We start from the raw sequence: 21,159 nt of genomic DNA, 5'->3' as shown, positions 1-21,159 counted from the left end.
CATGACCATCAAACAGACCCCGATGATCCAGGCCGTGGACGTCTGGAAGAACTTCGGCAACCTCGACGTGCTCAAGGGCATCGACCTCGAGGTCGCCCCCGGCGAGGTGGCCTGCCTCATCGGCCCGTCCGGCTCGGGCAAGTCCACGCTGCTGCGCTGCGTGAACCACCTGGAAAAGGTCAACGCCGGGCGCCTCTACGTCGACGGCGAGCTCATCGGCTACCACGAGCGCGACGGCGTGCTCCACGAGATGAGCGAGCGCGACGCCGCGAAGCAGCGCCGCGACATTGGCATGGTGTTCCAGAACTTCAACCTCTTCGGCCACCGCACCGTGCTGGACAACATTATCGAGGCCCCGGTCCACGTCAAGGGCCAGCCCGTCGACCAGGCGAAGGCCCGCGCGATGGAGCTGCTCGACATGGTCGGCCTCGCCTCGAAGGCAGACGCGTACCCCATCCAGCTCTCCGGCGGGCAGCAGCAGCGCGTGGCCATCGCGCGCGCCGTGGCGATGGACCCGAAGCTCATGCTTTTCGACGAACCCACCTCCGCCCTCGACCCAGAACTCGTGGGCGAGGTGCTGCGCGTCATGCGCGACCTCGCCGACGGCGGCATGACCATGCTCGTGGTCACCCACGAGCTCGCGTTCGCGCGCGAGGTCGCCGACAAGGTCGCGTTCATGGACGGTGGCCAGATCGTCGAGTACGGCACCCCGCAAGAGGTGCTCGACCACCCGCAGCACGAGCGCACGCGCGCGTTCGTGTCCACGCTGTTCTAGAGCTCCAGGCCGGGGCTTGCAGGACAGGCGCTGCTAGCCCTCAGCGTCGGCGGCGCCCCATGAGTCACACGCGACCTGGGGAAACGCCCCGGCGGGTTCGTTGAGGGCTAGCAAACCCCGCGTGTTCGCAGGCCCGCAGCGCTACAGCAGCCCGCGCACGAGCGCCGTCGCGCCCCCGAGGAACGCAAGCGCGAGGGCGATCTTGTGCGCGATGTCGGAGGGCACCCGCGGCGCAAGCAGCTTGCCGACGACGATCCCGACCGCCAGCGCCACCAGCGTCGTCGCCCACAGCGCCGGCTCGATCGCGCTGACGTCGGCCGCTCCGGTGAGCTCCTTAACCGTGAACGAGAGCGCCCCGGCGACGAGGAAGATCGGCTGCAGCGTCGCGGCGTAGACGCGCTGAGGCCAGCGCGCCGCGTGCGCGTAGACGGTGATCGCGGGCCCCGCGACGCCGGCGAGGGTGTTCATGAACCCGCCGATCACGCCGGAGATCGCGGCGGGGACGACGCCCTCGACATCCGGGACGTAGCGCTTGCCCAGGGTCACGATGGACAGCGCGAGGAGCAGCAGCGCGCCCACGAGGACGAGGAGCACCTTGGGCGAGACGTGGGCGATGACCCACGCGCCCGGGAAGACGCCGAACGGGAGGGCGAGGGCGATGGGCCAGAACTTGCGCCAGTCGACGTCGTCACGCATGCCCCACGTATTGGTCGCCGCGTTGATCACGGCGAGCAGGTTCACCAGCAGGACGCCGTCGACCGGGCCGAGCAGCAGCGACAGCACGGGCGCGGCGATGAGCCCGACGCCCATGCCGGAGATGCGCTGCATCGTCGCGCCGATTGCGACGGCCAGCCCCACGCCGAGAATGACGAGCATCAGCGGAACTTCTCCAGCATCGCCTCGCGCACGGTCTCGGGGACAAGGCCGGTGACGTCGCCGCCGTACTTCGCCACCTCCTTGGTCAGCGAGGAGGAGATGTAGCCGTACTTCTCGTCGGTGAGCAGGAAGTACGTGTCCACGCCGGTGAGGCGGCGGTTCATCTGCGCCATGGGCAGCTCGTACTCGTAGTCCAGCGAGGAGCGCAGTCCCTTCACCAGCGCGGTGATGCTGTGCTCGGAGGTGTAGTCCACGAGCAGCCCGCCCCAGCTGTCCACGCGCACGCCGGGCAGGTGGGCGGTGGCGGTGCGGATGAGCTCGACGCGCTCGTCGATGGTGAACAGCCCCGAGGTCTTCGTCGGGTTGCCGGTGACCAAAACGACCACCTCGTCGAAGTGCCGCGAGGCGCGGGTGACAATGTCCAGGTGGCCGTTCGTGATCGGGTCGAACGAGCCGGGGCACACTGCAACAGTCATTTATTCCTCCGCTTCCGGGTCTGCGTAGACGGCCATGTCCATCCGGGCGATGCCGTAGAGGCGCTTCTTCAGCTTCTGCCCCGTCGGGGTGAACTCGGGCGGCCAGGCGGTCTCGGGGCTCTCGCGGTGGCGCTCGACGACGACCACGGCGCCGTCGACAAGCGTCGGCTTGAGCGCCTCCACCATCTCCGCGACGGCCTCGTCCGCGAGCTCGTAGGGCGGGTCCGCGAAGACCATGTCGAAGTGCTTGCGCGGCGCGCCGGCGAGGTAGGTGGACGCCTTCACCGGCTCGACGCGCACGTGTGGGTGGCCGACAACGCCGGCGTTGTACTCGATGATGCGGACCGCGTCCGGGTTGTTCTCCACGAGCACGACCTCTGCCGCGCCGCGCGAGGCCGCCTCGAGCCCGAGCGCGCCGGAACCCGCGAAGAGGTCAAGCACGCGCTTGTCCACGAAGCCGAACCGGACCTGCAGCGAAGAAAACAGCCCCTCGCGCGCGCGGTCCGAGGTGGGCCGGGTGCCCTCCGGTGGCACCTTGATCTTGCGGCCGCGGGCCTCGCCCGAGATGATGCGATTCATGCGGACAACCTTAGCTCTTGTCCAAATACTCGAAGTCGGCGGCGACGAAATCGGCGGTGACTGCGCGCGCGTACTCCAGGTTGGTGTTCACGATGGCCTCGGCGTCGTCGTAGGCGCGCTTCACCAGGTCGAAATCCTCCACGAGGTTGATCAGCTGCAGCGTGCGGTGCAGGCCGGACTGGTTTGTGCCCAGCACGTCTCCTTCGCGCCGGTTGAGCAGGTCGAGCTCGGCGAGCGTGAACCCGTCGCTCGTCGCCGCCACCTGGCTCACGCGGGTGTAGGCCGGCGTGTCCTCCTCGGCGAGGGTGTGGAAGAGGCACAGCGACTGGTTGCCTCCGCGGCCGACGCGCCCGCGCAGCTGGTGCAGCTGGGAGACGCCGAAGTGCTCTGACTCGCGCACCATCATCACCGTCGCGTTCGGCACGTCGACGCCGACCTCAATGACGGTGGTGGCCACGAGCACGTCGACGCCGCCCGCCGCGAAGTCCGCCATCACCCGGTCCTTCTCCTCCCCCTTCATCCGGCCGTGGAGCACCGCGACGGTCAGCCCGCTGAACTCCGTCGCGGCGAGCGTGGCGGCGACCTCGGTGACGCCGCCCTCGCCGTCGATGCGCGGGCAGACGATGTACGCCTGGTGGCCGGCGGCGACCTCTTCACGGATCTTCTCCCACGCGCGCTCCACCCAGCGCGGCTTGAACTCCGGCACCACCGCCGACTGGATCGGCTTGCGCCCGCCGGGCAGCTCGCGCAGCGTGGAGACGGTCAGGTCCCCGAACACCGTGATCGCGATCGTGCGCGGGATCGGCGTCGCCGTCATTACCAGCAGGTGCGGCGTGGACTCGCCCGCCTTCGCGCGCAGCTGGTCGCGCTGCTCCACGCCGAAGCGGTGCTGCTCGTCCACCACGACGAGCCCGAGCTTGAAAAAGTCCACCCCTTCCTGCAGGAGCGCGTGCGTACCGACGACGATGTCCGCCTCCCCCGAGACAATCTTGAGCAACGCCTCCTGCTTCCTGCCCGCCGGCATCGAGCCGGTGAGCGCCACCACACGCGTGGGCAGGCCGGCGCGCATGAGCGTCTGCGTCATCGAGCGCGCGTGCTGCATCACGAGCACCTCGGTCGGGGCGAGGAAGGCGCACTGCGCGCCGTTGTCCACCGCCTGGAGCATGGCCAGCAGCGCAACGATCGTCTTGCCCGAGCCGACCTCACCCTGCAGCAGGCGGCTCATCGGCGCGGTGCGCGCCAGGTCCGCGGCGATGTCGTCGAGCACCTCCTGCTGCCCGCCGGTGAGCGGGAACGGCAGGCGCGTGAGCATGGCCTCCTGGTCGCGCCCCGCGACGCGCGGCAACGCGGGCGCGGTGTGGTTCGCGGCGTCGGCGCGGCGCACGCCCATCGCGAGCGCCACGGAGAGGGCCTCGTCGTACTTGAGCCGCTGCAGCGCCTTGTGCGGCCCGGTCGCCGGCGGCTCGTGGATCTGCCGGACCGCCGAGTTCAGCGGGAGGAAGCCGATCGGGGTGGAGCCCATCGGCTCGTCGATCGGCGGCAGCGACTTGAGCACCGTGTGCACCGCGCCCATGATCGTCCACGTGCTCACGTTCTTCGCGGCCGGGTAGATGGGCAGCCACTCGCGGCCGCGCAGGATCTCCTCGAGGTCGCCGAAGTGGGCGAGCTGCTTGAGGGAGCCGGTGGCCTCCGTCGGGCCGTCGAGAAGGACGAAGTCCGGGTGCGCAAGCTGCGGCTGGTTGCGGAACAGCTCGTACTTGCCGGTGAGCATGACCCGGCGGCCCTCCTTGAGCACGCGCTGGGCGTAGTTGGAGCCGAAGAAGGTGGCCTGGAAGACCCGCCGCCCGTCGTCGACGTAGACCTTCGTGATCGTGCGCTGCGGCGGTTTGTGCGTGCGGAACGATTCGGTGTGCGTCACGGTCCCCACGACGTTGACGGTGTCGCCCGGCGCCACGCCGTCGAGGTCCGCGCCGCTGCCGAAGTGCAGGTAGCGCCGCGGGTAGTGGTGCAAAAGCTCGCCGCAGGTGTGAATCTCGAGGTGTTTGCCAATCGCCCTCGCCTGCTTCAGCGGGATGACCAGGTTGAGCGGCCGCGTGTCCTCGAACCCGAGCATTACTCCACCCCTATCTCCGCGCAGGCTTCCAATCCGTCGGCAGGATAAACCATGACCTCGACACGCAGCGCGGAGGCGAGCTCCTCCAGCTCCGCGGCGGAGAGCTCCGCCGGGTCGAAAAGGATGGTCACCTGCTCTCCCCCGTGCTCGAGGAGACGGCGGCACGCGCGCTCGACGGCATCGGCGGGGCGGTCCGCGATGAGCAGCGTCTCGCCGCGCGCGGTGACCACCACGTCGCCCTTGCCCACGGCGCCGCCCTGGGTGAGCGCGCCCTTCTCCGCGCGCACCGCCACCGCCGTGCGCATCTCGCCCGCCGCCTCGGACATGGTGAACGCCGCGGTGGCCAGCGGCTGCGTCTCGTCGTACACCGACAGCGCGGCGATGCCGGAGACGAGCCGGACAGTGGGCAGCAGCGTGATGGTCTGCTCCATCGCCCGTGTCGCTTTCTCCACCGCGGCGAGGTTGTCGCTGCTGAGCAGCCCGTTCGGCAGGACGATGATCTCGTCGCTCTGCGAGTGCTTGATCGCGGCGAGCATGTCCGAGATCACCTCCGGGCCCGGGGCGACGGTAACGGCGCCGGACTCGGCGTAGAGCGTGGTGAGCGAGCCGGGCGGGGTCACCGCGATGATGAGGCGCCGCGGCGCGGCGGTGGCGGGCGCGGGGGCGGCCGTCGCGGGCGGGAGCGCCTCGAGCCGCAGCTCGCTCACCGCGCCCGCAGCGTAGGCGGCCTCAACCACGCGCCCGGCCTCGTGCGAGTGGATGTGCACCCGGCCCGCGGTCTCGTTGAGCCGCGCCACAATGAGGCTGTCGCCGAGCGGCGCGAGCGCACCTTCGAGCGCGTCGAGATCCCCCTCGAAGGAGAACAGCACCTCGAGCGCCACATCACCCCCGAGCCCATGCGTATCGACGTCCTTCGGCGCAGCCTCGCTCGCCAGCCCGGGCGCCGCGGGCGCCGTCTCACCGACGAGCGTTTCCAGCAGCACGACGAGCCCCGCGCCGCCGGCGTCGACCACCCCGGCCTCGCGCAGGGCCGGCAGCTGCGAGGGGGTGCGCGCGAGCGCGACGCGGGCGGCGTCGGTGGCGGGCACGGCGACGTCGGTAAGCGAGAGCGCGGCGGGGTCGTCGGCTTCCTCCACGACCTCACGTGCTTCGGCGGCGGCGGCGCGCAGCACGGTGACCACGGTGCCCTCGACGGGATCCGCGATCGCGCGGTCGACGAACCCCACGGCGCTGCCGAGCGCCTCGGCGACCATGACCCCCTCGGAGGCGTCCTCCGCGATCGACTGCGCTACGCCGCGCATCACCTGGGAGAGCACGACGCCGGAGTTGCCGCGCGCGCCGCGCACCGCCCCGACGGCGAGCGCCTCGGCGACCTCCTCGGCCCCGGCGCCCGGCCCGAGCGCCTCGGCCTCCTCGACCGCGGCCGCCATGGTGTGGGCCATGTTCGAGCCCGTGTCCGCGTCGGGCACCGGGAAGACGTTGAGCGCGTTGATCTCCACCCGGCGCCTGTCCAGCTCGTCGGCGGCGCGGCGGGCCCATGCGAGCAGCCGGGTGCCGTCGAGAAGCGGGGATGCAGCCATGGTGGGTGAGTTTACAGCCCCCAGTCCACGGGCTGCGCCCCCATCTCCTCGAGCGCCCGATTCGCGCGCGAGAACGGGCGGGAGCCGAAGAAGCCCCGCGAGGCGGACAGTGGCGAGGGGTGTGGCGACTCGATGCGCGGGGTGTCGCCGAGGAACCGGGCGGCCGACTGCGCGTCGCGGCCCCAGAGGATGGCCACCAGCGGCGCGTCGCGGCGCACGAGCGCCTCGATCGCAGCCTGCGTCACCGGCTCCCAGCCCTTCCCGCGGTGCGAGGCGGGCTTGCCGGGGCGGACGGTGAGCACCCTGTTGAGCAGGAGGATCCCCTGCGTGGACCAGGAGCTTAAATCCCCGTCCGCGCGCGGCGGGACGCCGAGGTCGTCGTTGAGCTCCTTGTAGATGTTCACGAGCGAGCGCGGCGCGGGCACGCCGGGCTGGGTGGAAAACGCCAGCCCCATCGGGTGGCCGGGCGTGGGGTACGGGTCCTGGCCGAGGATGAGCACGCGCACGTCGTCGAACGGGTCGGCGAAGGCGCGCAGGATGTCGTGGCCGCGGGGCAGGTAGTCCCCCTCGGCGCGCAGGAAGTCCCCCATCGCGTGGATCTGCGCCTCGACCGGGGCGAGCGGTTCCTGCCAAGACTCGTGGACGGGCAGCATCAGAAGCTCTCCCATCCGGCGGTGACGGCGGGCACGGCGCCGTCGACACGCACGCCCGCCTTGCGGGAGACGGTGCCGATGGAGCGGAAGCCCACCGGCGCCGAGCCCTCGATGGTGCCCAGCAGTGTGTGGTCCTCGCCGCCGCCGAGGACCCACTGCCACGGGTCGGTGCCGAGGAGCTCGCCGGCGGCGACGAGCAGCGGGTCCGGGGCGATGGCGGTCGAGGCGAGCTCGATGCCCACCCCGGACGCTTCCGCGAGCATGGTGAGGTCCCGGATGAGGCCGTCCGAGTTGTCCGTCATCGCGCAGGCGCCCGCCGCCCGCGCGACCACCCCGCGGCCCGGGATGAGCTCCGGCACCTGGTGCGCGTGGACGAGGGGTTCGAGGCGCTCCGGCACGTCCACCCCCGCCTGGAGCAGCGCCAGTCCGGCGGCCGAGTAGCCGAGGCGCCCGTGCGCGATGACGCGCTGGCCCGGCCGCGCCCCGTCGAGCGTGAGCGGCGGGCGGTTGCCGCCGAGCGCCCCGATCGCGGTGACGGCGACGACGAGCCGGTTCCCGCCGGTGACGTCCCCGCCGACGAGTTCGCAAGCGTAGGCGGAGGCTTCGTCGGCCACGCCGCGGGCGAGGTCCTCGAGCACCCGCGCCGGCGTCTCCGGGTCCGCGGAGACGGCGAGCAGCGCCGCGATCGGGCGCGCGCCCATCGCCTCGATGTCGGCGAAGTTCTGCAGCACCGCCTTGCGCCCGACGAAGTACGGCGTCGACGTCTCCGGCGCGAAATGGCGCCCCTCGACGAGCATGTCCGTGCTCGCCACCACGCGGGAGTTCGGCGCCGCCGGGGTGAGCACCGCGGCGTCATCGCCGTTGAGCGAGGACGGGGCGGCCGCGCGCATGAGGCGGATGACCTCGCGCTCGCCGAGCTCGCGCAGCGTCGGGCCGGAAGCGGGGAAGCCTGTCGTAATCACGGGCGCAGACCACCTTTCACTAAACTTTTCCGCCATGAGTTCCACGGCGCACGAACCACAGATTAACCGCACCGTCGTCTTCGTCAGCCTCGGGCTCGCGCTCGCGCTCGTCCTCGCCGTGCTGGTCGGTGCGCGCGTGTTCTACAACCGGGTGGCCCTTCAGCCCGTGGCCATGTCGGAGCTCCCCGCGCCCGAGGCGTCCTCGCCCGAGTGCGCCTCGCTTATCGACGCCCTGCCGGGCTCCCTCGCCGGCCTCAAGCGAGCGGAGCTGGCGGAGCCCGCCCCCGCCGGCGCCGCCGCGTGGCAGTCCTCCTCCACCGAGCGCATCACCCTGCGCTGCGGCGTGGACCTGCCCGCGCAGTACACCCCGTACTCGCAGACCCAGGACGTCGGCGGCGCGCAGTGGCTGCGCGTCGACGACGCCACCCCGGGCTCGGACCTGACCACCTGGTACGCGGTCGACCGCTCCCCCGCCCTCGCGGTGACGGCCTCCGGGGAGCGCTCGCGTGACGACGAACCTCCGGTCGCCGACGTCGACACCTCCGCGCTCTCCGCCCTCTCCGCCACGGCGCCGCACCCCAACCCGGCGCCGCTCGCCGACCTCCCCGCCGCGGCGGGCGCGTCCGGCGCGTGCGCGGAGCTCATCGGCGCCGCGCCAGACTCGATCGCGGGGGGCTACACGCGCGTGGCCGAGCCGGCGAGCCCGGACACCGCGGCCTGGGCCGCGCCGGGGCGCGACGCCATCGTGCTGCGCTGCGGCGTGGCCGCGCCCGCGAGCTACCGGCCCGGCGCGCGCTTGGATCAGGTCAACGGCGTGCCCTGGTTCGAGGACGTGACGCTCGCCAACGGCACCACCGCGTCCACCTGGTACGCGCTGGGGCGGACGGTCAACGTCGCCGCCTCACTGCCACAGGCTGAAAGCAACGAGGCGATCACGAACCTCACTAACCTCATCGAGGCGCACACGGCGAAGGATCCCGCGGCGAACTAGCGCAGCGCGGTCTGCACCAGCGTGTCCAGCAACTCCGGGTAGTCCAGCCCGGAGGCGGCCCAGACCTGCGGGTACATCGAGATCGCGGTGAACCCGGGCATGGTGTTCACCTCGTTGAGCACCGGGCCGTCGGCGGTGACGAAGAAGTCCACGCGCGCGAGCGACTTACAGTTCAGCGCCTTGAAGCAGGTCACCGCCATCTCCTGCAGCTGCGCGGTGAGCGCCTCGTCGTACGGCGCGGGGATCGTGGCGGTGACCTCGTTGTCGAGGTACTTCGTCTCAAACCCGTAGAAGCCCTCCGCGGAGTCCTCGGTGCCGTTGAGCTTGGCGGGCACGGACGCGGCGACAGTGCCGTCCGGGCGCTCGAGCACGCCGACCTCGACCTCGTCGCCGACGAGCTCCGCCTCGACGATCACCTTGCCGTCGGACTCGAGCGCGAGGTCGACGGCCGCGGGCAGCTCCTCCCACGAGCCGACCTTGGACACGCCGATGGAGGAGCCGCCGTTCGCCGGCTTCACAAAGACGGGCAGGCCGAGGTACGCGCGCTCGTCGTCGGTGAGTTCGGTGCGCCCGTCGAGCACCACCTCGCGGGTGATCGGGATGCCGGCCGCGGCGACGAGCTTCTTCGTGTACTCCTTGTCCATCCCGCACGCGGAGGCGAGCACGCCGGGGCCGACGTACGGCAGCCCGGCGAGCTCGAGGAGGCCCTGTACCGTGCCGTCCTCGCCGTACTTGCCGTGCAGGGCCGGGAACACGGCGTCGACGCGGGTGAGTTCCTCGCCTGTGGTGACGTCGTAAATCAGCCCCTTCGTACCGGGGTTGAGCGAGAGCGCGACCTCGCGCCCGCCCTCGACGACCGGCAGCTCCGCACCCTCGGCAGGGTTGGTCACACCCTCGACCCACACGCCGTCGCGGGTGATGCCGATGGGCACGACCTCGTAGTCGCGCGGCATGTGCGACATGATCGAATCGGCGGAAATGCAGGAAATCGAGTGCTCGGTGGACATGCCACCGTACAAAACAGCAATGCGGATCACGGAAGGCTAGCCTACCGCCGCCTACTCCGCCTTCTTGCTGCGACCCATGAGCGCCGAGATGGTCTCCGGCACCCGAACCCCCTCGTGGCACACGGCGTAGACGGCCTGGGTGATGGGCATGTCCACGCCGTGCTCCTGGGCGAGTTGGAAGATACTGCGCGAGGACACGACGCCCTCGGCCACCTGCCCCTTCGTGGCGGCGCGTGCCTCGTCCATCGTCGCGCCCTCGCCGAGCGCCGCGCCAAACGTGCGGTTGCGCGAGAGCGGGGACGCGCAGGTGGCCACGAGGTCGCCCATGCCGGCCAGGCCCGCAAACGTGCGCGCGTCGGCGCCGAGCGCGGTGCCGAGGCGCGACGTTTCTGCGAGGCCGCGGGTGATGAGCGTGGCCACGGTGTTGTCGCCGAGGCCCATGCCCGCGGCCATGCCGCAGGCGAGCGCGATGACGTTCTTCGTCGCGCCGCCGATCTCGCAGCCGACGACGTCCGCGTTGGTGTACGGGCGCAGGTAGCTCGTCGCGCACGCCGCCTGGACGAGCTTCGCCCGGTTCTCGTCGGTGCAGGCGATGACCGTCGCCGCGGGCTGCTCCTCCGCGATCTCGCGCGACAGGTTCGGCCCGCTGAGCACCGCGATGCGGCTCTGGTCCGCGCCGGTGACCTCCGCGATGATCTCGCTCATACGCATATGCGTGCCCGTTTCCACGCCCTTGGCAATCGACATGAGCGTCGCGTCCCCGGGCAGGTGCGGCGCGAACGCGGTGAGGTTGTCGCGCATCGTCTGGCTGGGCACGCCGAACACGGCGATGGCGGCGCCGCCGAGGGCCTCCGCGGCGTCCGAGGTGGCCTCCACCGCCTCCGGGATCACGATGCCGGGCAGGTACTCCAGGTTCTCGCGCGTTTGCTGGATCGTGCGCGCCACGGCATCTCGCCGGGCCCACAGCGCCACCTGGTTGCCGGCGTCGGCGAAGACCTTCGCCAGCGTGGTGCCCCACGAGCCCGCGCCGAGTACCGCCACCTTCACCATGCCTCGCGTCCTCCCAGCATCACTGCAGTTAAACCCGCACTAACCTACCATTGAGGGCGAACGTAGCGCGGAGTCGCGGTGTGCGACACAATAGAACCCATGCCTAAGCACACTTCCCCTTCCGCCGCCTCCGGCAGCGCCACGCTGCACGAGCAGGACAAGGACACGCAGCGGGAGATGTTCATCACCGGGCGCCTCCAGGAAATCCCGGCCAAGCCGCACGACGAGTTCGAGCGCACCACGCTCGCGGCCGGGGCCGTGCTCTGGCGCGGCACGTTGTCGGACCTGTCCACCGTGGAGGTCGCCTGCATCCACCGCCCGCACTACGATGACTGGTCCCTGGCCAAGGGCAAGGTGGACCCGGACGAGTCCCTCGTGCAGACCGCGGTGCGCGAGATCAAGGAGGAGACGGGCTACGACGTGCGGCTTGGCAAGCTGCTGGGCAAGACCGTCTACCCAGTGAAAAAGACTACGAAGGTGGTCTACTACTGGACGGGCGAGGTCACCGGCGGCGAGTTCACCCCAAACGACGAGGTGGACGAGATCCGCTGGCTGCCCATCGGCGAGGCGCGCGAGCTCATGACGTACGACCTCGACCGAGAGGTGCTGGACAAGGCGGAGAAACGCTTCCGCACCCCCGCCGACGCGCGCGTGCTCTACGTCCGCCACGCGCGGGCACACGAGCGGGAGAAGTGGGCGGGCGACGATAACCTGCGCCCGTTGGACAAGAAGGGCCGCCGCCAGTCCGAGATGCTCGTCCCGCTGCTCAGCGCGTTTCGCCCGCAGCGCATCTACTCCGCGCAGCCCGAGCGCTGCCAGTCCACCGTCGCGCCGCTCGCGGACGAGCTCGGCCTGCCGGTCGCCGTCGACGCCCGCTTCGGCGACGACGCGTGGCTCTCGGGCATGGTCGGCGCGCAGGCGGCCTTCACCGACGTCATCGCGCAGGGCGGCACGAGCGTCGTGTGCGCCCAGGGCGAGATCATCCCCGGGCTCATCGCCTGGCTGTCGGCGCAGGGCACCTTGCCTATCGACGGCGAGATCCACGCCAAAAAGGGCTCGGTGTGGGTGCTGAGCTTCCACGGAGGCCAGCTCACCGGCGCCGACTACATCCCCTCGGCGCTGCCGGTGAGGTAACCGCCGCATACGCATGCGAAGACACGCGAAGAAAGGAATGAGCCAATGGCAATGACATTTGCCCCCGTCAGCCAGGATCGCATCGCCGCGACGCTGGAGGCGATGGATCTGAAGTACTTCCGGGAAGACGATGGCGACACGCGCACCGCGTTTCCCGGCCTCGTCGTCTTTTTCGAGGTCGAAAGCGAGGGGTTCAAAGCGACCTCGCGCTGGATGGCCACGGCGTCGCAGCCGGAGGACGTCGAGACGCTGCGCGAGCTCTCGAACCACCTCAACCGCTCGATGCCGCTCGTGCGCGTCCACCCGGTGCGCCGCGACGACGGCACCGCCATCGCCATCATCGAGGCCCCGTTCTTCTCCAACGACGGCTTCTCCGACGAGCAGCTGCAGCAGATGCTTGAGTACTTCTTCTCCGCGATCCACCACGCCGCGGCGCAGCTGCGCGAGGCCTTGCCCGGGCTTGAGGAAGCATTCACCGACACCCCCGCCGAGGAGGCATAACCGTGAGCACCGAACAGACCGCCCCCGCATCCATCCAGCGCGTCAAGGACGTCTTCGCCCAGGAGGGGTGGGAGTACACCGAGGTCAACGAGGTCGTGCTCCGCACCGGTTTCGCCGGCATCGGCCTGGAGATCAATTACATTGAGCCGACGGTCAACGTCGTGTCCACCGTCGCCGTGGATGAGCTGACCGCCGAGCGCTACGGGGAGGTGCGCGACTGGGTGGAGCAGTACAACTTCACTAAGGCGTTCCCCTCCGTCACGGCGCTCAAGGACGAGAACCGCGGCATCGCCGCGTTCGGGGCCACGTACGCGATCCCGGGGTACTGGGAGTACACCGACGCGCAGTTCGACTCCCACGTGCGCACCGGTATCCAGGGCGTGGTCGCCGCCTCCCGCGACTTCCTCGCCACCTTCGCGCCGCAGGTGCTCGAGTACCTGGACAACCAGGCACAGAGCTAACGCGGCACTAGCGCGGCCTTAACGTACGGCCGGCTTGAACGCGGGGCGGCGCGCCTCGAAACGCTCGATGGCGTCCTCGTTGCGGAGGGTGAGCCCGATATCGTCGAGGCCCTCGGCGAGGCGCCACCGCGTGTAGTCGTCGATCTCAAACGTGAACGTGTTGTCGCCGACGGTGACGGTGCGGTCGGCGAGCGAGACCGTCGCGGTCTCTCCCGGGTGCTGCTCGAGGAGCTTCCACACGAGCTCGATGTCCGACTCCTCCATCACCCCGGCGAGCAGCCCCGCCTTGCCCGCGTTGCCGCGGAAGATGTCGGCGAAGCGGGGGCTGAACACGGCGCGGAAGCCGTAGTCCATGAGCGCCCAGACGGCGTGCTCGCGCGAGGATCCGGTACCGAAGTCCGGGCCCGCGAACAGCACCGACCCGTCCTTGTAGGCGTCCTGGTTGAGCACGAAGCCGGGCTCGTTCTCGCGCCAGTTGGAAAACAGGCCGTCCTCGAAGCCCGTGCGGGTGACGCGCTTGAGGTAGCGCGCCGGGATGATCTGGTCCGTATCCACGTTCGACCTGGTCAGTGGCACCGCCACGCCGGTGTGTGTGGTGAATTTCTCCATGGGGTTGCTCCTTTACAGGTCGGCGGGGCTGGCGAGGTGGCCGGCGACGGCGGTCGCGGCGGCCACGAGCGGCGAGACGAGGTGGGTGCGCCCGCCCGGGCCTTGGCGGCCCTCGAAGTTGCGGTTGCTTGTCGACGCACTCCGCTCCCCCGGGCGCAACTGGTCCGGGTTCATGCCCAGGCACATCGAGCACCCGGCCGTGCGCCACTCCGCGCCGAAGTCGGTGAAGATCTTGTCCAGGCCTTCGTCCTCGGCCTGCTGCTTGACCATCGTCGAGCTGGGCACGACGAGCATGCGCGTCGACGGCGCGATGGAGCGCCCCTTGACCACCGCCGCGGCGGCGCGTAGGTCCTCAATGCGGGCGTTCGTGCACGAGCCGAGGAAGACGGTGTCGATGGCGATGTCGCGCAGCGGCGTGCCCGGGGTCAGCCCCATGTAGTCGATGGCCTTCGCCGCGGCCTGTTTCGCCGTGTCGTCCGCGAGGTCCTCCGGGTCGGGCACGTTCTCCCCGAGCGGGAGGCCCTGGCCGGGGTTGGTGCCCCAGGTGACAAACGGGGTGAGGCTCGCGCCGTCGATCTCGACGACGGTGTCGAACGTCGCGCCGTCGTCAGTGGGCAGCGTGCGCCAGTATTCGACGGCCGCGTCCCAGTCCGCGCCCTTCGGCGCGTACTCGCGGCCCTCGAGGTAGTCGAACGTCTTCTGGTCGGGGGCGACCATGCCGGCGCGCGCGCCGGCCTCGATGGACATGTTGCAGATGGTCATGCGGGCTTCCATCGACATCTTCTCGATGGCCTCGCCGCGGTACTCGATGATGTGGCCCTGTCCCCCGCCGGTGCCGATCTTGGCGATGATGGCGAGGATGACGTCCTTCGCCGTCACGCCCTCCTGCAGCTCGCCGGTGACCTCCACCGCCATGGTCTTGAACGGCTTGAGCGGCAGGGTCTGCGTGGCCATCACGTGCTCGACCTCGCTCGTGCCGATGCCCATCGCGATGGAGCCGAACGCGCCGTGCGTCGAGGTGTGGCTGTCGCCACAGACGATGGTCATGCCGGGCTGGGTGATGCCGAGCTGGGGGCCGACCGTGTGCACGATGCCCTGCTTGACGTCGCCCATCGGGTGGAGCTTCACGCCGAACTCCGCGCAGTTTTTCCGCAGCGTGGCCACCTGGGTCCGGGAGGTGGGCTCGGCGATCTCGGTGAGGTCGCCCGCCTTGATCCCCTCCGTGGGCACGTTGTGGTCCTCGGTGGCCAGGTGCAGCTCCGGGTGGCGCATCGTGCGGCCCGCCATGCGCAGCCCGTCGAACGCCTGCGGCGAGGTCACCTCGTGGAGGAGCTGGAAGTCGATGTAGATGAGGTCCGGCTGACCGTTCTCCCCCTCCTGCACCACGTGGTCGCGCCACACCTTCTCGGCCAACGTCAACGGCTTGTCCGCCATGAAACACTCCTTCGCACTCTCGCCCACATTCTCACATAATGAGATGATAGGATTCAAACCGTGAGACAGTATAACGAAGGATCCGGGATCAAAGTGCTCGACCGCGCGGTGGCGATCGTGCGCGCCGTCGCCGCCGGGGACAAGACGCTCGGGGAGCTCAGCGAGGCCACCGAACTACCCCGCGCGACCGCGCACCGCATCGCCACCGCACTGGAGGTGCACCACGTCCTCGCCCGGACCCCGCGCGGCGAGTGGACCTTGGGCCCGGCCCTCGCCGGATACACCGACGGCCCGTCGCCGAAGCTGCTTGCTGCCGCCGCGCCAGTCTTGCGCGACCTCGTCGCCGCGACCGGCGAGTCAGCCCAGCTCTACCAGCTCACCGGCTCAACGCGTACCTGCATCGCAGCCGACGAGCCGGAACACGGACTGCATAACGTCGTTCCGGTGGGCTCGCAACTGCCTCTTTCCGCGGGTTCAGCCGCGCGCGTCTTCGCCGCCTATTCGCTTATCGACGCCACCGCCTTTCCAGCCGACGAGCTCGCCACCGTCACCGAGACGGGGCTCGCGGAATCCGTCGCCGAGCGAGAGGTCGGGCTCGCCTCGGTCTCCGCGCCGGTGTTCGAGTCAGACCGCCGCGTCGTAGCCGTGCTGTCCGTCTCGGGCCCGGCCGAGCGTCTCGGACCGAGCCCCGCAGCCAAGTGGGGCGCCGCGCTCAAGGACGCCACCGCTCGGTTGAGCGCCGAGCTCTAGCCGAGCTCGGGCCTGGCGCTGGGGGTGCCATGAAGTACCCAGCGGTGTTCGGGATCGCGACGAGGTCTCCCGCCGCCACACCGCGGGGGAAGCGGATCTTCCGCCGCAGGATCAGTTCGTCCTCGATGCAGTAGGCGCCGACCAAGAACGCCTCGATCTCCTCGCTCGGCGGGGTCCGCTTGACCAGGTAGGGGTCGATGAGGAAGTTATCCGAGGTCGTGCGGCACTGGAAGCGGTTCATGGCTAGGCCCACCAGGGACACGCCATCCGAACGGGTCTTGGTGAAGGCGACTTCGACAAGGGTTAGCTCGCAGCCGTCGACAAGCGAGCGCCCCGGCTGCTGCGTTTCCCCTAACGCTCCATTCGAGGGTACGCTCGCCACGTGAGAAAGAGCGGGCAGATTCTTGGACGGGACATTCGTCGCCTACTGCGCGTTCCCCGGGCCTTCATCATCATCGTCGGCGTGCTCATCATCCCCGCGCTCTACGCGTGGTTCAACATCAACGCCTTCTGGGACCCCTACGCCCACACCCAGAACATCCGCATCGCGGTGGTCAACAACGACCGTGGCGCATCCGCCGAACGCGTCGGCGAGGTCGACATCGGCGAGCAGATCACCGAGCAGCTCAAGGGCAACGACAAGATCGGGTGGGTGTTCCTCCCCGAGGACGAAGCCCGCGACGGGCTCATGCGCGGCGACTACTACGCCATGTTCCTCATCCCGCCCGAGTTCAGCGAGGACATGCTGAGCCTGGTCAGCGGCACCTACACGCAGCCGGTGCTGGAGTACTACGTCAACGAGAAGAGCAACGGCGTCGCCCCCTCGATCACCGACGCTGGCGCCTCCGCCGTCGACACGGCCGTGTCCGAGGCCTTCAAGAAGAAGGTCGGCGAGGCCGCGGCGACCGAGCTGCGCAACAAAGGGTTCGCGTCGCGCGATGGCGCCGAGGAGGTCCGAGGCAAGGCCTCCGGGAGCTTCGGCCAGATCGCCGCCGACCTCGATGCCGCCCAGGGGCGGGTGGCCACGATGAAGCAGAGCATCAGCGGGGCGCGCCCGGTCGTCGCCGAGCTGAACACCCTCGTCGGCTCCGTCGACGACACCCTCGTGTCCGTGGACTCCTCCCTTGGCGAGGCCGAGGGGATCATCGCCGAGCTGCAGAAGTCCTCCGCTGGTTTCAGCGCCGACACGTCGGCCGCGCTCGTCGAGTCCACCAACGCGCTCAGCCTCGGCGCCGCCTCCGCCAACGCCTCCATCGCGGAGGCGACGGACCAGCTCGGCACCGCCCAGGGGCGGGTGCGCTCCGCCGTCGGCGAGGTCGACGGCGTGGTCAAGCAGGGCGAATCCGCCGCCGCGCAGCTGCGCGCCATATCGGCCGGGGCCGCCCTATCGCCCGAGGTCCGCGCTCAGCTCGACGCCGCGGCCAGCGCGCTGGAGGAGCGTACCGCCGCCTCCCGCGCCGTCCTCGACGGCCTGAACAACGTGGACCGCAGCGCGGGCGCCGCGCTGGCGTCGATAGGCGAGCTCGGCGACTCCCTCGAGGCCGCGACCGCCGACTCCAACGCCGCAGCGCGCGACGCGAGCAAGCAGCTCGGCGAGTCCGTGCCCGCGATCAACGCCTCGCTCGCGCAGGCCTCCGGCAGCGTCGCCTCCGTGCGCGGCGCGCTGAGCAGCCAGCGTGCTCTGCGCGAGGAAACGACCTCCCTGCTCGCCGGGGTGGACAACCAGCTCGCGGCCAGCCTCGGCATCCTCGACGAGGTCTCGGGCAACCTCGGCACGCTTGCCGACGGCGCCCGCTCCGCCCAGTCCGACATCAACGCCCTCCTGGCCACCTCCGACTCGAAGGCCCTCAACACTGTCACAAACCTTAACTCCGCGCAGATCGGCGAGTACATCTCCTCGCCCGTCACCGTCGAGCAGCAGGCCATCTTCCCCACGGAGAACTACGGCAGCTCTATGGCCTCCTTCTTCACCAACCTGGCCCTGTGGATCGGCGCGTTCGTGCTGACGATCATCTTCCGCGTCGAGGTCGACACCGAGGGCTTCCGCCGCCTCACCGTCGGCCAGGCCTACCTCGGTCGCTTCCTCCTTTTCGCCACGCTCTCGGTGCTCCAGGCCGTCGTGGTGACGCTCGGCAACGTGGCCTTCGGGGTGCAGATGCAGTCCGTCACGGCCTTTCTCGCCACCGCAATCGCCATCGGGGTCGCCTACACGGGGATCATCTACTCCATCGTCTCCGCGCTCGGCCACATTGGCCGCGGCATCGCCGTCTTCCTCGTCGTCATCCAGATCCCGGGCGCGTCGGGCCTCTACCCCATCGAGCTCATGCCCGACTTCTTCCGCCACATCTACCCCTTCCTCCCCTTCCGCTACGGCATCGACGCGATGCGCGAGACCGTCGCCGGGTTCTACGACCATCACTACCTCCGCTTTTTGGCGACGCTTCTCGCCATGTCCGCCGCGGCCTTCGCGCTGGGGTGGCTGTTCCGACTCACCTCCTCGCACGCCAACCTCCTGTTCAACCGCCAGCTCGCGCGCACGAACCTGATCACCAACGAGAAGGTGGAGGTCATGGGCTCGCCCTACCGCGCGTCCGACATCATGGCCGCCCTGTCGGACCGGGATGAGTTCCGCGGGGGCCTCGAGAAGCGGGCGCGGATGCTGCGGGAGAACTACCGCACCCTCATTTTCGGCGGGATCGGCGCGGGCGTTGTCGGCATCGCCATCATCACCCTGCTCACCATGCTCCTGCCCACCGACAAGACGATCATGCTGGCCATCGTCGTCGCCTGGTCGCTGCTGGTCACCCTCTACCTCGGCGCGGTGGAGTACTTCACGCAGAGCCTCGTCGACGCCGAACAGGTCTCGCGCCTCGGCGAGGCCGAGCTGCGCGACGCCGTGATCCACCGCCACGACTCCGCCGGCACCAGTGTCACCATCGGGTCCGCGGACGCCGAAAGCGAGGACACCAAGTGAGAACCGTCTTCTCCATCGCCTACAACGACCTGCGGCGGCTCTACACCAACGTCATGGCGGGCATCGTCATGGTCGGCCTCGTAGCCATCCCCTGCCTCTTCGCCTGGTTCAACGTGCTGGCCACGTGGGACCCATTCGGCAACACCGAGCACCTCAAGGTGGCGGTGGCCAACACCGACCGCGGCCACACGAGCGACCTCACCCCGCTGACCGTCAACGTCGGCGACATGGTGCTCTCCCAGCTCTACCGCGACGACTCGATGGACTGGGTCATCACCGACGCCGACGACGCCATCGAGGGCGCGAAATCCGGCGAGTACTACGCCGCCATCGTCCTGCCTCCCACGCTGAGCGACGACATGTTCACCTTCTACGCCGGCGACGCCGAACCCAGCCGCATCGACCTTTACGTCAACGAGAAGAAGAACCCAATCTCCCCGCTGCTCATCTCCAACGGCACGCAGGGCGTCAGCGCCCAGATCAGCGCGTCGTTCACCAGGGCCCTCTCCGAGGTGTCATTCGGGTTGATCGAGACGACCTCGGACTACTTCAACGAGGCGGAGACCAAGCAGGCGCTCGACTCCATCGAGACGCGCACCGCCAGCGCCCGCGACCTGCTGCTCTCCAGCGCCAGCACCGTCGACGCGCTCGCCTCGCTCACAGAGTCGAGCGTGCCGCTCGTCGACAGCGCCGCGCGGATCTCCGGGGCGCTGGGCGACTCTCTCGGGCAGGTCCACCCCGTCGACCTCGGGGTCACCGGGGCGGGCCTCGGCGGAGGCGGTGCGGCGCTTGCGGCGGCGCTGGGGGCGACCTCGGTAAGCTTCGCCGCCGTGAGCGACCGTGTCGACCAGCTGCTGGCGGACTCCTCCGCCACCTCCCAGGCCACCGCCGCGAGCCTGACGGACATCGCCGCGCGCATCGATGTCCAGGTGAAGCAGTACACGGCCCTGCGCTACACCATCAACGGCCAAGTCGCCCCGGCGCTTCCCCCCGACGCCCAGCCGGGGGTGCGCGCGGTGGTCGGCCACCTCAACGACGCCATCGCCCGCCAGACGGCCGTGCGCGACGGACTCAACGACGCCGCCGCGCACCTCACCGCCGGGCAGGGCGGCCGGGACGGGAAGAACGCGGACCGGCAGGAGATCGAGGACTCGATCGCCCGGGCCCGCGAGGCGATGGACTCGGCCAAGAATTCCTACGACACCGGGATCCGCCCGCGCCTCGAGGCGCTGTCGGGCTCGCTGGACAACGTCCGCGCGAACGTCGACAAGGCCCGCTCGGACATGGACGGCGTCTCCTCTGCCCTGGCCAACCGGCCCGGCTCGCTGCGCGACACCCTCGCAGCCTCCGGTGCGGACCTGCGCGACACGGCGGAATCCCTGCGCGCCAACGCGGCGAGGATGCAGGAGGCGCAGCGGTCGATCGCGCAGGCGCGCTCGAGCGGGGACCTGACGAAGCTGGCCGACCTCGTCTCCAGCCACCCGGAAGTGCTCGCCGACGCCCTCGTCGACCCAGTCAAGGTGGAGCGCAAGGAGGTCTTCCCCCGCGTCAGCTTCGGCGCCGGCATGGCCCCGCTCTACACGGTGCTCGCCCTGTGGGTGGGCGCCCTGTTGACGTCGGTGGCCCTGCGCATGGACGACCGCTCCATCGAACAGAACGTGGTCGATCCCGGCCGCGTCACCGCGGGCCAGAAGTACTTTGGCCGCTACCTGACGTTCGTGACAACCGGCCTGGCCCAATCCACGCTCCTCATGGCGGGGCTCATCATCTACGTGGGCATCGAGCCCGCGCACCCCTTCCTCCTCTTCGTGGCGGGGTGGGTCTCGAGCCTGGTCTTCCACCTGATCTGCTACACGCTGGTGCTCTCCCTGAGCAACGCCGGCAAGGCCGTGGGCGTGCTCATCCTGGTGCTCCAAGTCTCGGCGGCGGGCGGCGCCTACCCGCTGCAGCTGCTGCCGGGCTGGGCGCAGGCGATCAGCCCCTGGCTGCCCGCGACCTACTCGATCCGCGCTATGCGCGCCGCGGTCTTCGGCACCTACGGCTGGGACTTCTGGCGAGCCCTCGGCAGCCTCGTCCTCTTCGTGCTGCCTTTCCTCTTCCTCGGCCTCTGGCTGCGCCACCGGCTGCACCACGCGATCGGCCGCATGGACGAGGCGGTCGCCCAGACCAAGGTGATGATGACGTAGGCCGCCCGCCTACAGCTCGATGGTGCCGCGCACGCGCGCGGTGACCAG

Annotated in this window: 19 protein-coding genes and 1 pseudogene; 8 read left to right on the top strand and 12 right to left on the bottom strand. The window is 70.0% G+C overall.

Annotation, left to right across the window (positions count from 1 at the left end; all coding sequences use genetic code 11):
• The first annotated feature begins 1 nt into the window (after position 1).
• Complete coding sequence (locus CJEDD_RS06045; RefSeq protein WP_042404723.1) at positions 2-775, top strand: amino acid ABC transporter ATP-binding protein; 774 nt, start codon at positions 2-4, stop codon at positions 773-775.
• Positions 776-916: 141 nt separating this feature from the next.
• On the opposite strand, the gene CJEDD_RS06040 is transcribed toward CJEDD_RS06045, so the two are convergent.
• Genes CJEDD_RS06040 through CJEDD_RS06010 form a run of 7 tightly spaced genes read right to left on the bottom strand, consistent with a single transcriptional unit; the run spans position 917 to position 8,014 of the window.
• On the bottom strand, positions 917-1,651 hold the full coding sequence (locus CJEDD_RS06040; protein WP_042404724.1) for a sulfite exporter TauE/SafE family protein: 735 nt from the start codon (positions 1,649-1,651) through the stop codon (positions 917-919).
• A complete protein-coding gene (gene coaD / locus CJEDD_RS06035) occupies positions 1,651-2,127 on the bottom strand; it encodes a pantetheine-phosphate adenylyltransferase (RefSeq protein WP_042404725.1) in 477 nt (158 codons plus the stop codon). The genes CJEDD_RS06040 and coaD overlap by 1 nt, the downstream gene beginning before the upstream one ends.
• Entirely contained in the window at positions 2,128-2,706 is a 579-nt protein-coding gene (locus CJEDD_RS06030; RefSeq protein WP_042404726.1) for an RsmD family RNA methyltransferase, read from the bottom strand.
• 10 nt (positions 2,707-2,716) lie between these two features.
• Positions 2,717-4,819 (bottom strand): ATP-dependent DNA helicase RecG, encoded by a 2,103-nt coding sequence (locus CJEDD_RS06025; RefSeq protein ID WP_042404727.1) that lies wholly within the window; start codon positions 4,817-4,819, stop codon positions 2,717-2,719.
• Complete coding sequence (locus CJEDD_RS06020; protein WP_042404728.1) at positions 4,819-6,399, bottom strand: DAK2 domain-containing protein; 1,581 nt, start codon at positions 6,397-6,399, stop codon at positions 4,819-4,821. Before CJEDD_RS06020 ends, CJEDD_RS06025 begins: the two co-directional genes overlap by 1 nt.
• Before the next feature lie 11 nt (positions 6,400-6,410).
• Positions 6,411-7,052 (bottom strand): uracil-DNA glycosylase, encoded by a 642-nt coding sequence (locus CJEDD_RS06015; protein ID WP_232297644.1) that lies wholly within the window; start codon positions 7,050-7,052, stop codon positions 6,411-6,413.
• Entirely contained in the window at positions 7,052-8,014 is a 963-nt protein-coding gene (locus CJEDD_RS06010; RefSeq protein ID WP_042404729.1) for a thiamine-phosphate kinase, read from the bottom strand. The genes CJEDD_RS06015 and CJEDD_RS06010 overlap by 1 nt, the downstream gene beginning before the upstream one ends.
• A 34-nt stretch (positions 8,015-8,048) precedes the next feature.
• Here CJEDD_RS06010 and CJEDD_RS06005 point away from each other — a divergent pair, with 34 nt between their 5' ends.
• A complete protein-coding gene (locus tag CJEDD_RS06005) occupies positions 8,049-9,005 on the top strand; it encodes a DUF3515 domain-containing protein (RefSeq protein WP_273657679.1) in 957 nt (318 codons plus the stop codon).
• Here CJEDD_RS06005 and CJEDD_RS06000 read toward each other — a convergent pair.
• Together CJEDD_RS06000 and CJEDD_RS05995 are read right to left on the bottom strand one after the other, a co-directional pair.
• Positions 9,002-10,012, bottom strand: a complete 1,011-nt coding sequence (locus CJEDD_RS06000) for a D-alanine--D-alanine ligase family protein (RefSeq protein ID WP_042408744.1) — start codon at positions 10,010-10,012, stop codon at positions 9,002-9,004. The genes CJEDD_RS06005 and CJEDD_RS06000 overlap by 4 nt on opposite strands.
• 51 nt (positions 10,013-10,063) lie before the next feature.
• Positions 10,064-11,062, bottom strand: coding sequence for an NAD(P)H-dependent glycerol-3-phosphate dehydrogenase (locus CJEDD_RS05995; RefSeq protein ID WP_042408747.1), 999 nt, complete (start codon positions 11,060-11,062; stop codon positions 10,064-10,066).
• A gap of 99 nt (positions 11,063-11,161) precedes the next feature.
• Between CJEDD_RS05995 and CJEDD_RS05990 the strand changes: the two genes are divergently transcribed.
• The 3 genes from CJEDD_RS05990 to CJEDD_RS05980 are packed head-to-tail and all read left to right on the top strand — an operon-like array spanning position 11,162 to position 13,158.
• Positions 11,162-12,196 (top strand): NUDIX hydrolase, encoded by a 1,035-nt coding sequence (locus tag CJEDD_RS05990; RefSeq protein ID WP_042408749.1) that lies wholly within the window; start codon positions 11,162-11,164, stop codon positions 12,194-12,196.
• 45 nt (positions 12,197-12,241) lie between these two features.
• On the top strand, positions 12,242-12,697 hold the full coding sequence (locus CJEDD_RS05985; protein WP_081764572.1) for a YbjN domain-containing protein: 456 nt from the start codon (positions 12,242-12,244) through the stop codon (positions 12,695-12,697).
• Between the two features lie 2 nt (positions 12,698-12,699).
• Positions 12,700-13,158 carry a hypothetical protein gene (locus CJEDD_RS05980; RefSeq protein WP_042408757.1) on the top strand — a complete coding sequence of 153 codons (459 nt, stop codon included), beginning with the start codon at positions 12,700-12,702 and terminating at the stop codon, positions 13,156-13,158.
• An 18-nt stretch (positions 13,159-13,176) separates the two neighbouring features.
• Here the strand turns inward: CJEDD_RS05980 and leuD are convergent, their stop codons facing one another.
• Together leuD and leuC are read right to left on the bottom strand one after the other, a co-directional pair.
• On the bottom strand, positions 13,177-13,767 hold the full coding sequence (gene leuD, locus CJEDD_RS05975; protein ID WP_042408759.1) for a 3-isopropylmalate dehydratase small subunit: 591 nt from the start codon (positions 13,765-13,767) through the stop codon (positions 13,177-13,179).
• A gap of 12 nt (positions 13,768-13,779) precedes the next feature.
• Complete coding sequence (gene leuC / locus CJEDD_RS05970; protein WP_042408763.1) at positions 13,780-15,201, bottom strand: 3-isopropylmalate dehydratase large subunit; 1,422 nt, start codon at positions 15,199-15,201, stop codon at positions 13,780-13,782.
• Between the two features lie 60 nt (positions 15,202-15,261).
• Between leuC and CJEDD_RS05965 the strand changes: the two genes are divergently transcribed.
• Entirely contained in the window at positions 15,262-15,951 is a 690-nt protein-coding gene (locus CJEDD_RS05965; RefSeq protein ID WP_198133012.1) for an IclR family transcriptional regulator, read from the top strand.
• A 28-nt stretch (positions 15,952-15,979) separates the two neighbouring features.
• Here CJEDD_RS05965 and CJEDD_RS05960 read toward each other — a convergent pair.
• Positions 15,980-16,291 (bottom strand): annotated as a pseudogene (locus CJEDD_RS05960) (FAD/NAD(P)-binding protein); the annotation flags it as partial.
• A 42-nt stretch (positions 16,292-16,333) separates the two neighbouring features.
• Between CJEDD_RS05960 and CJEDD_RS05955 the strand changes: the two are divergent.
• Both CJEDD_RS05955 and CJEDD_RS05950 read left to right on the top strand, forming a co-directional pair.
• Complete coding sequence (locus CJEDD_RS05955) at positions 16,334-18,925, top strand: YhgE/Pip domain-containing protein (protein WP_042408771.1); 2,592 nt, start codon at positions 16,334-16,336, stop codon at positions 18,923-18,925.
• Entirely contained in the window at positions 18,922-21,111 is a 2,190-nt protein-coding gene (locus CJEDD_RS05950; protein WP_273657674.1) for a YhgE/Pip domain-containing protein, read from the top strand. Before CJEDD_RS05955 ends, CJEDD_RS05950 begins: the two co-directional genes overlap by 4 nt.
• Positions 21,112-21,159: the final 48 nt, after the last annotated feature.

It is taken from the genome of Corynebacterium jeddahense (genome assembly GCF_028609865.1).
Lineage (GTDB): Bacteria > Actinomycetota > Actinomycetes > Mycobacteriales > Mycobacteriaceae > Corynebacterium > Corynebacterium jeddahense.
Note: the sequence above shows the minus strand (reverse complement) of the source record. Positions and strands in the feature narration are given on the sequence as shown.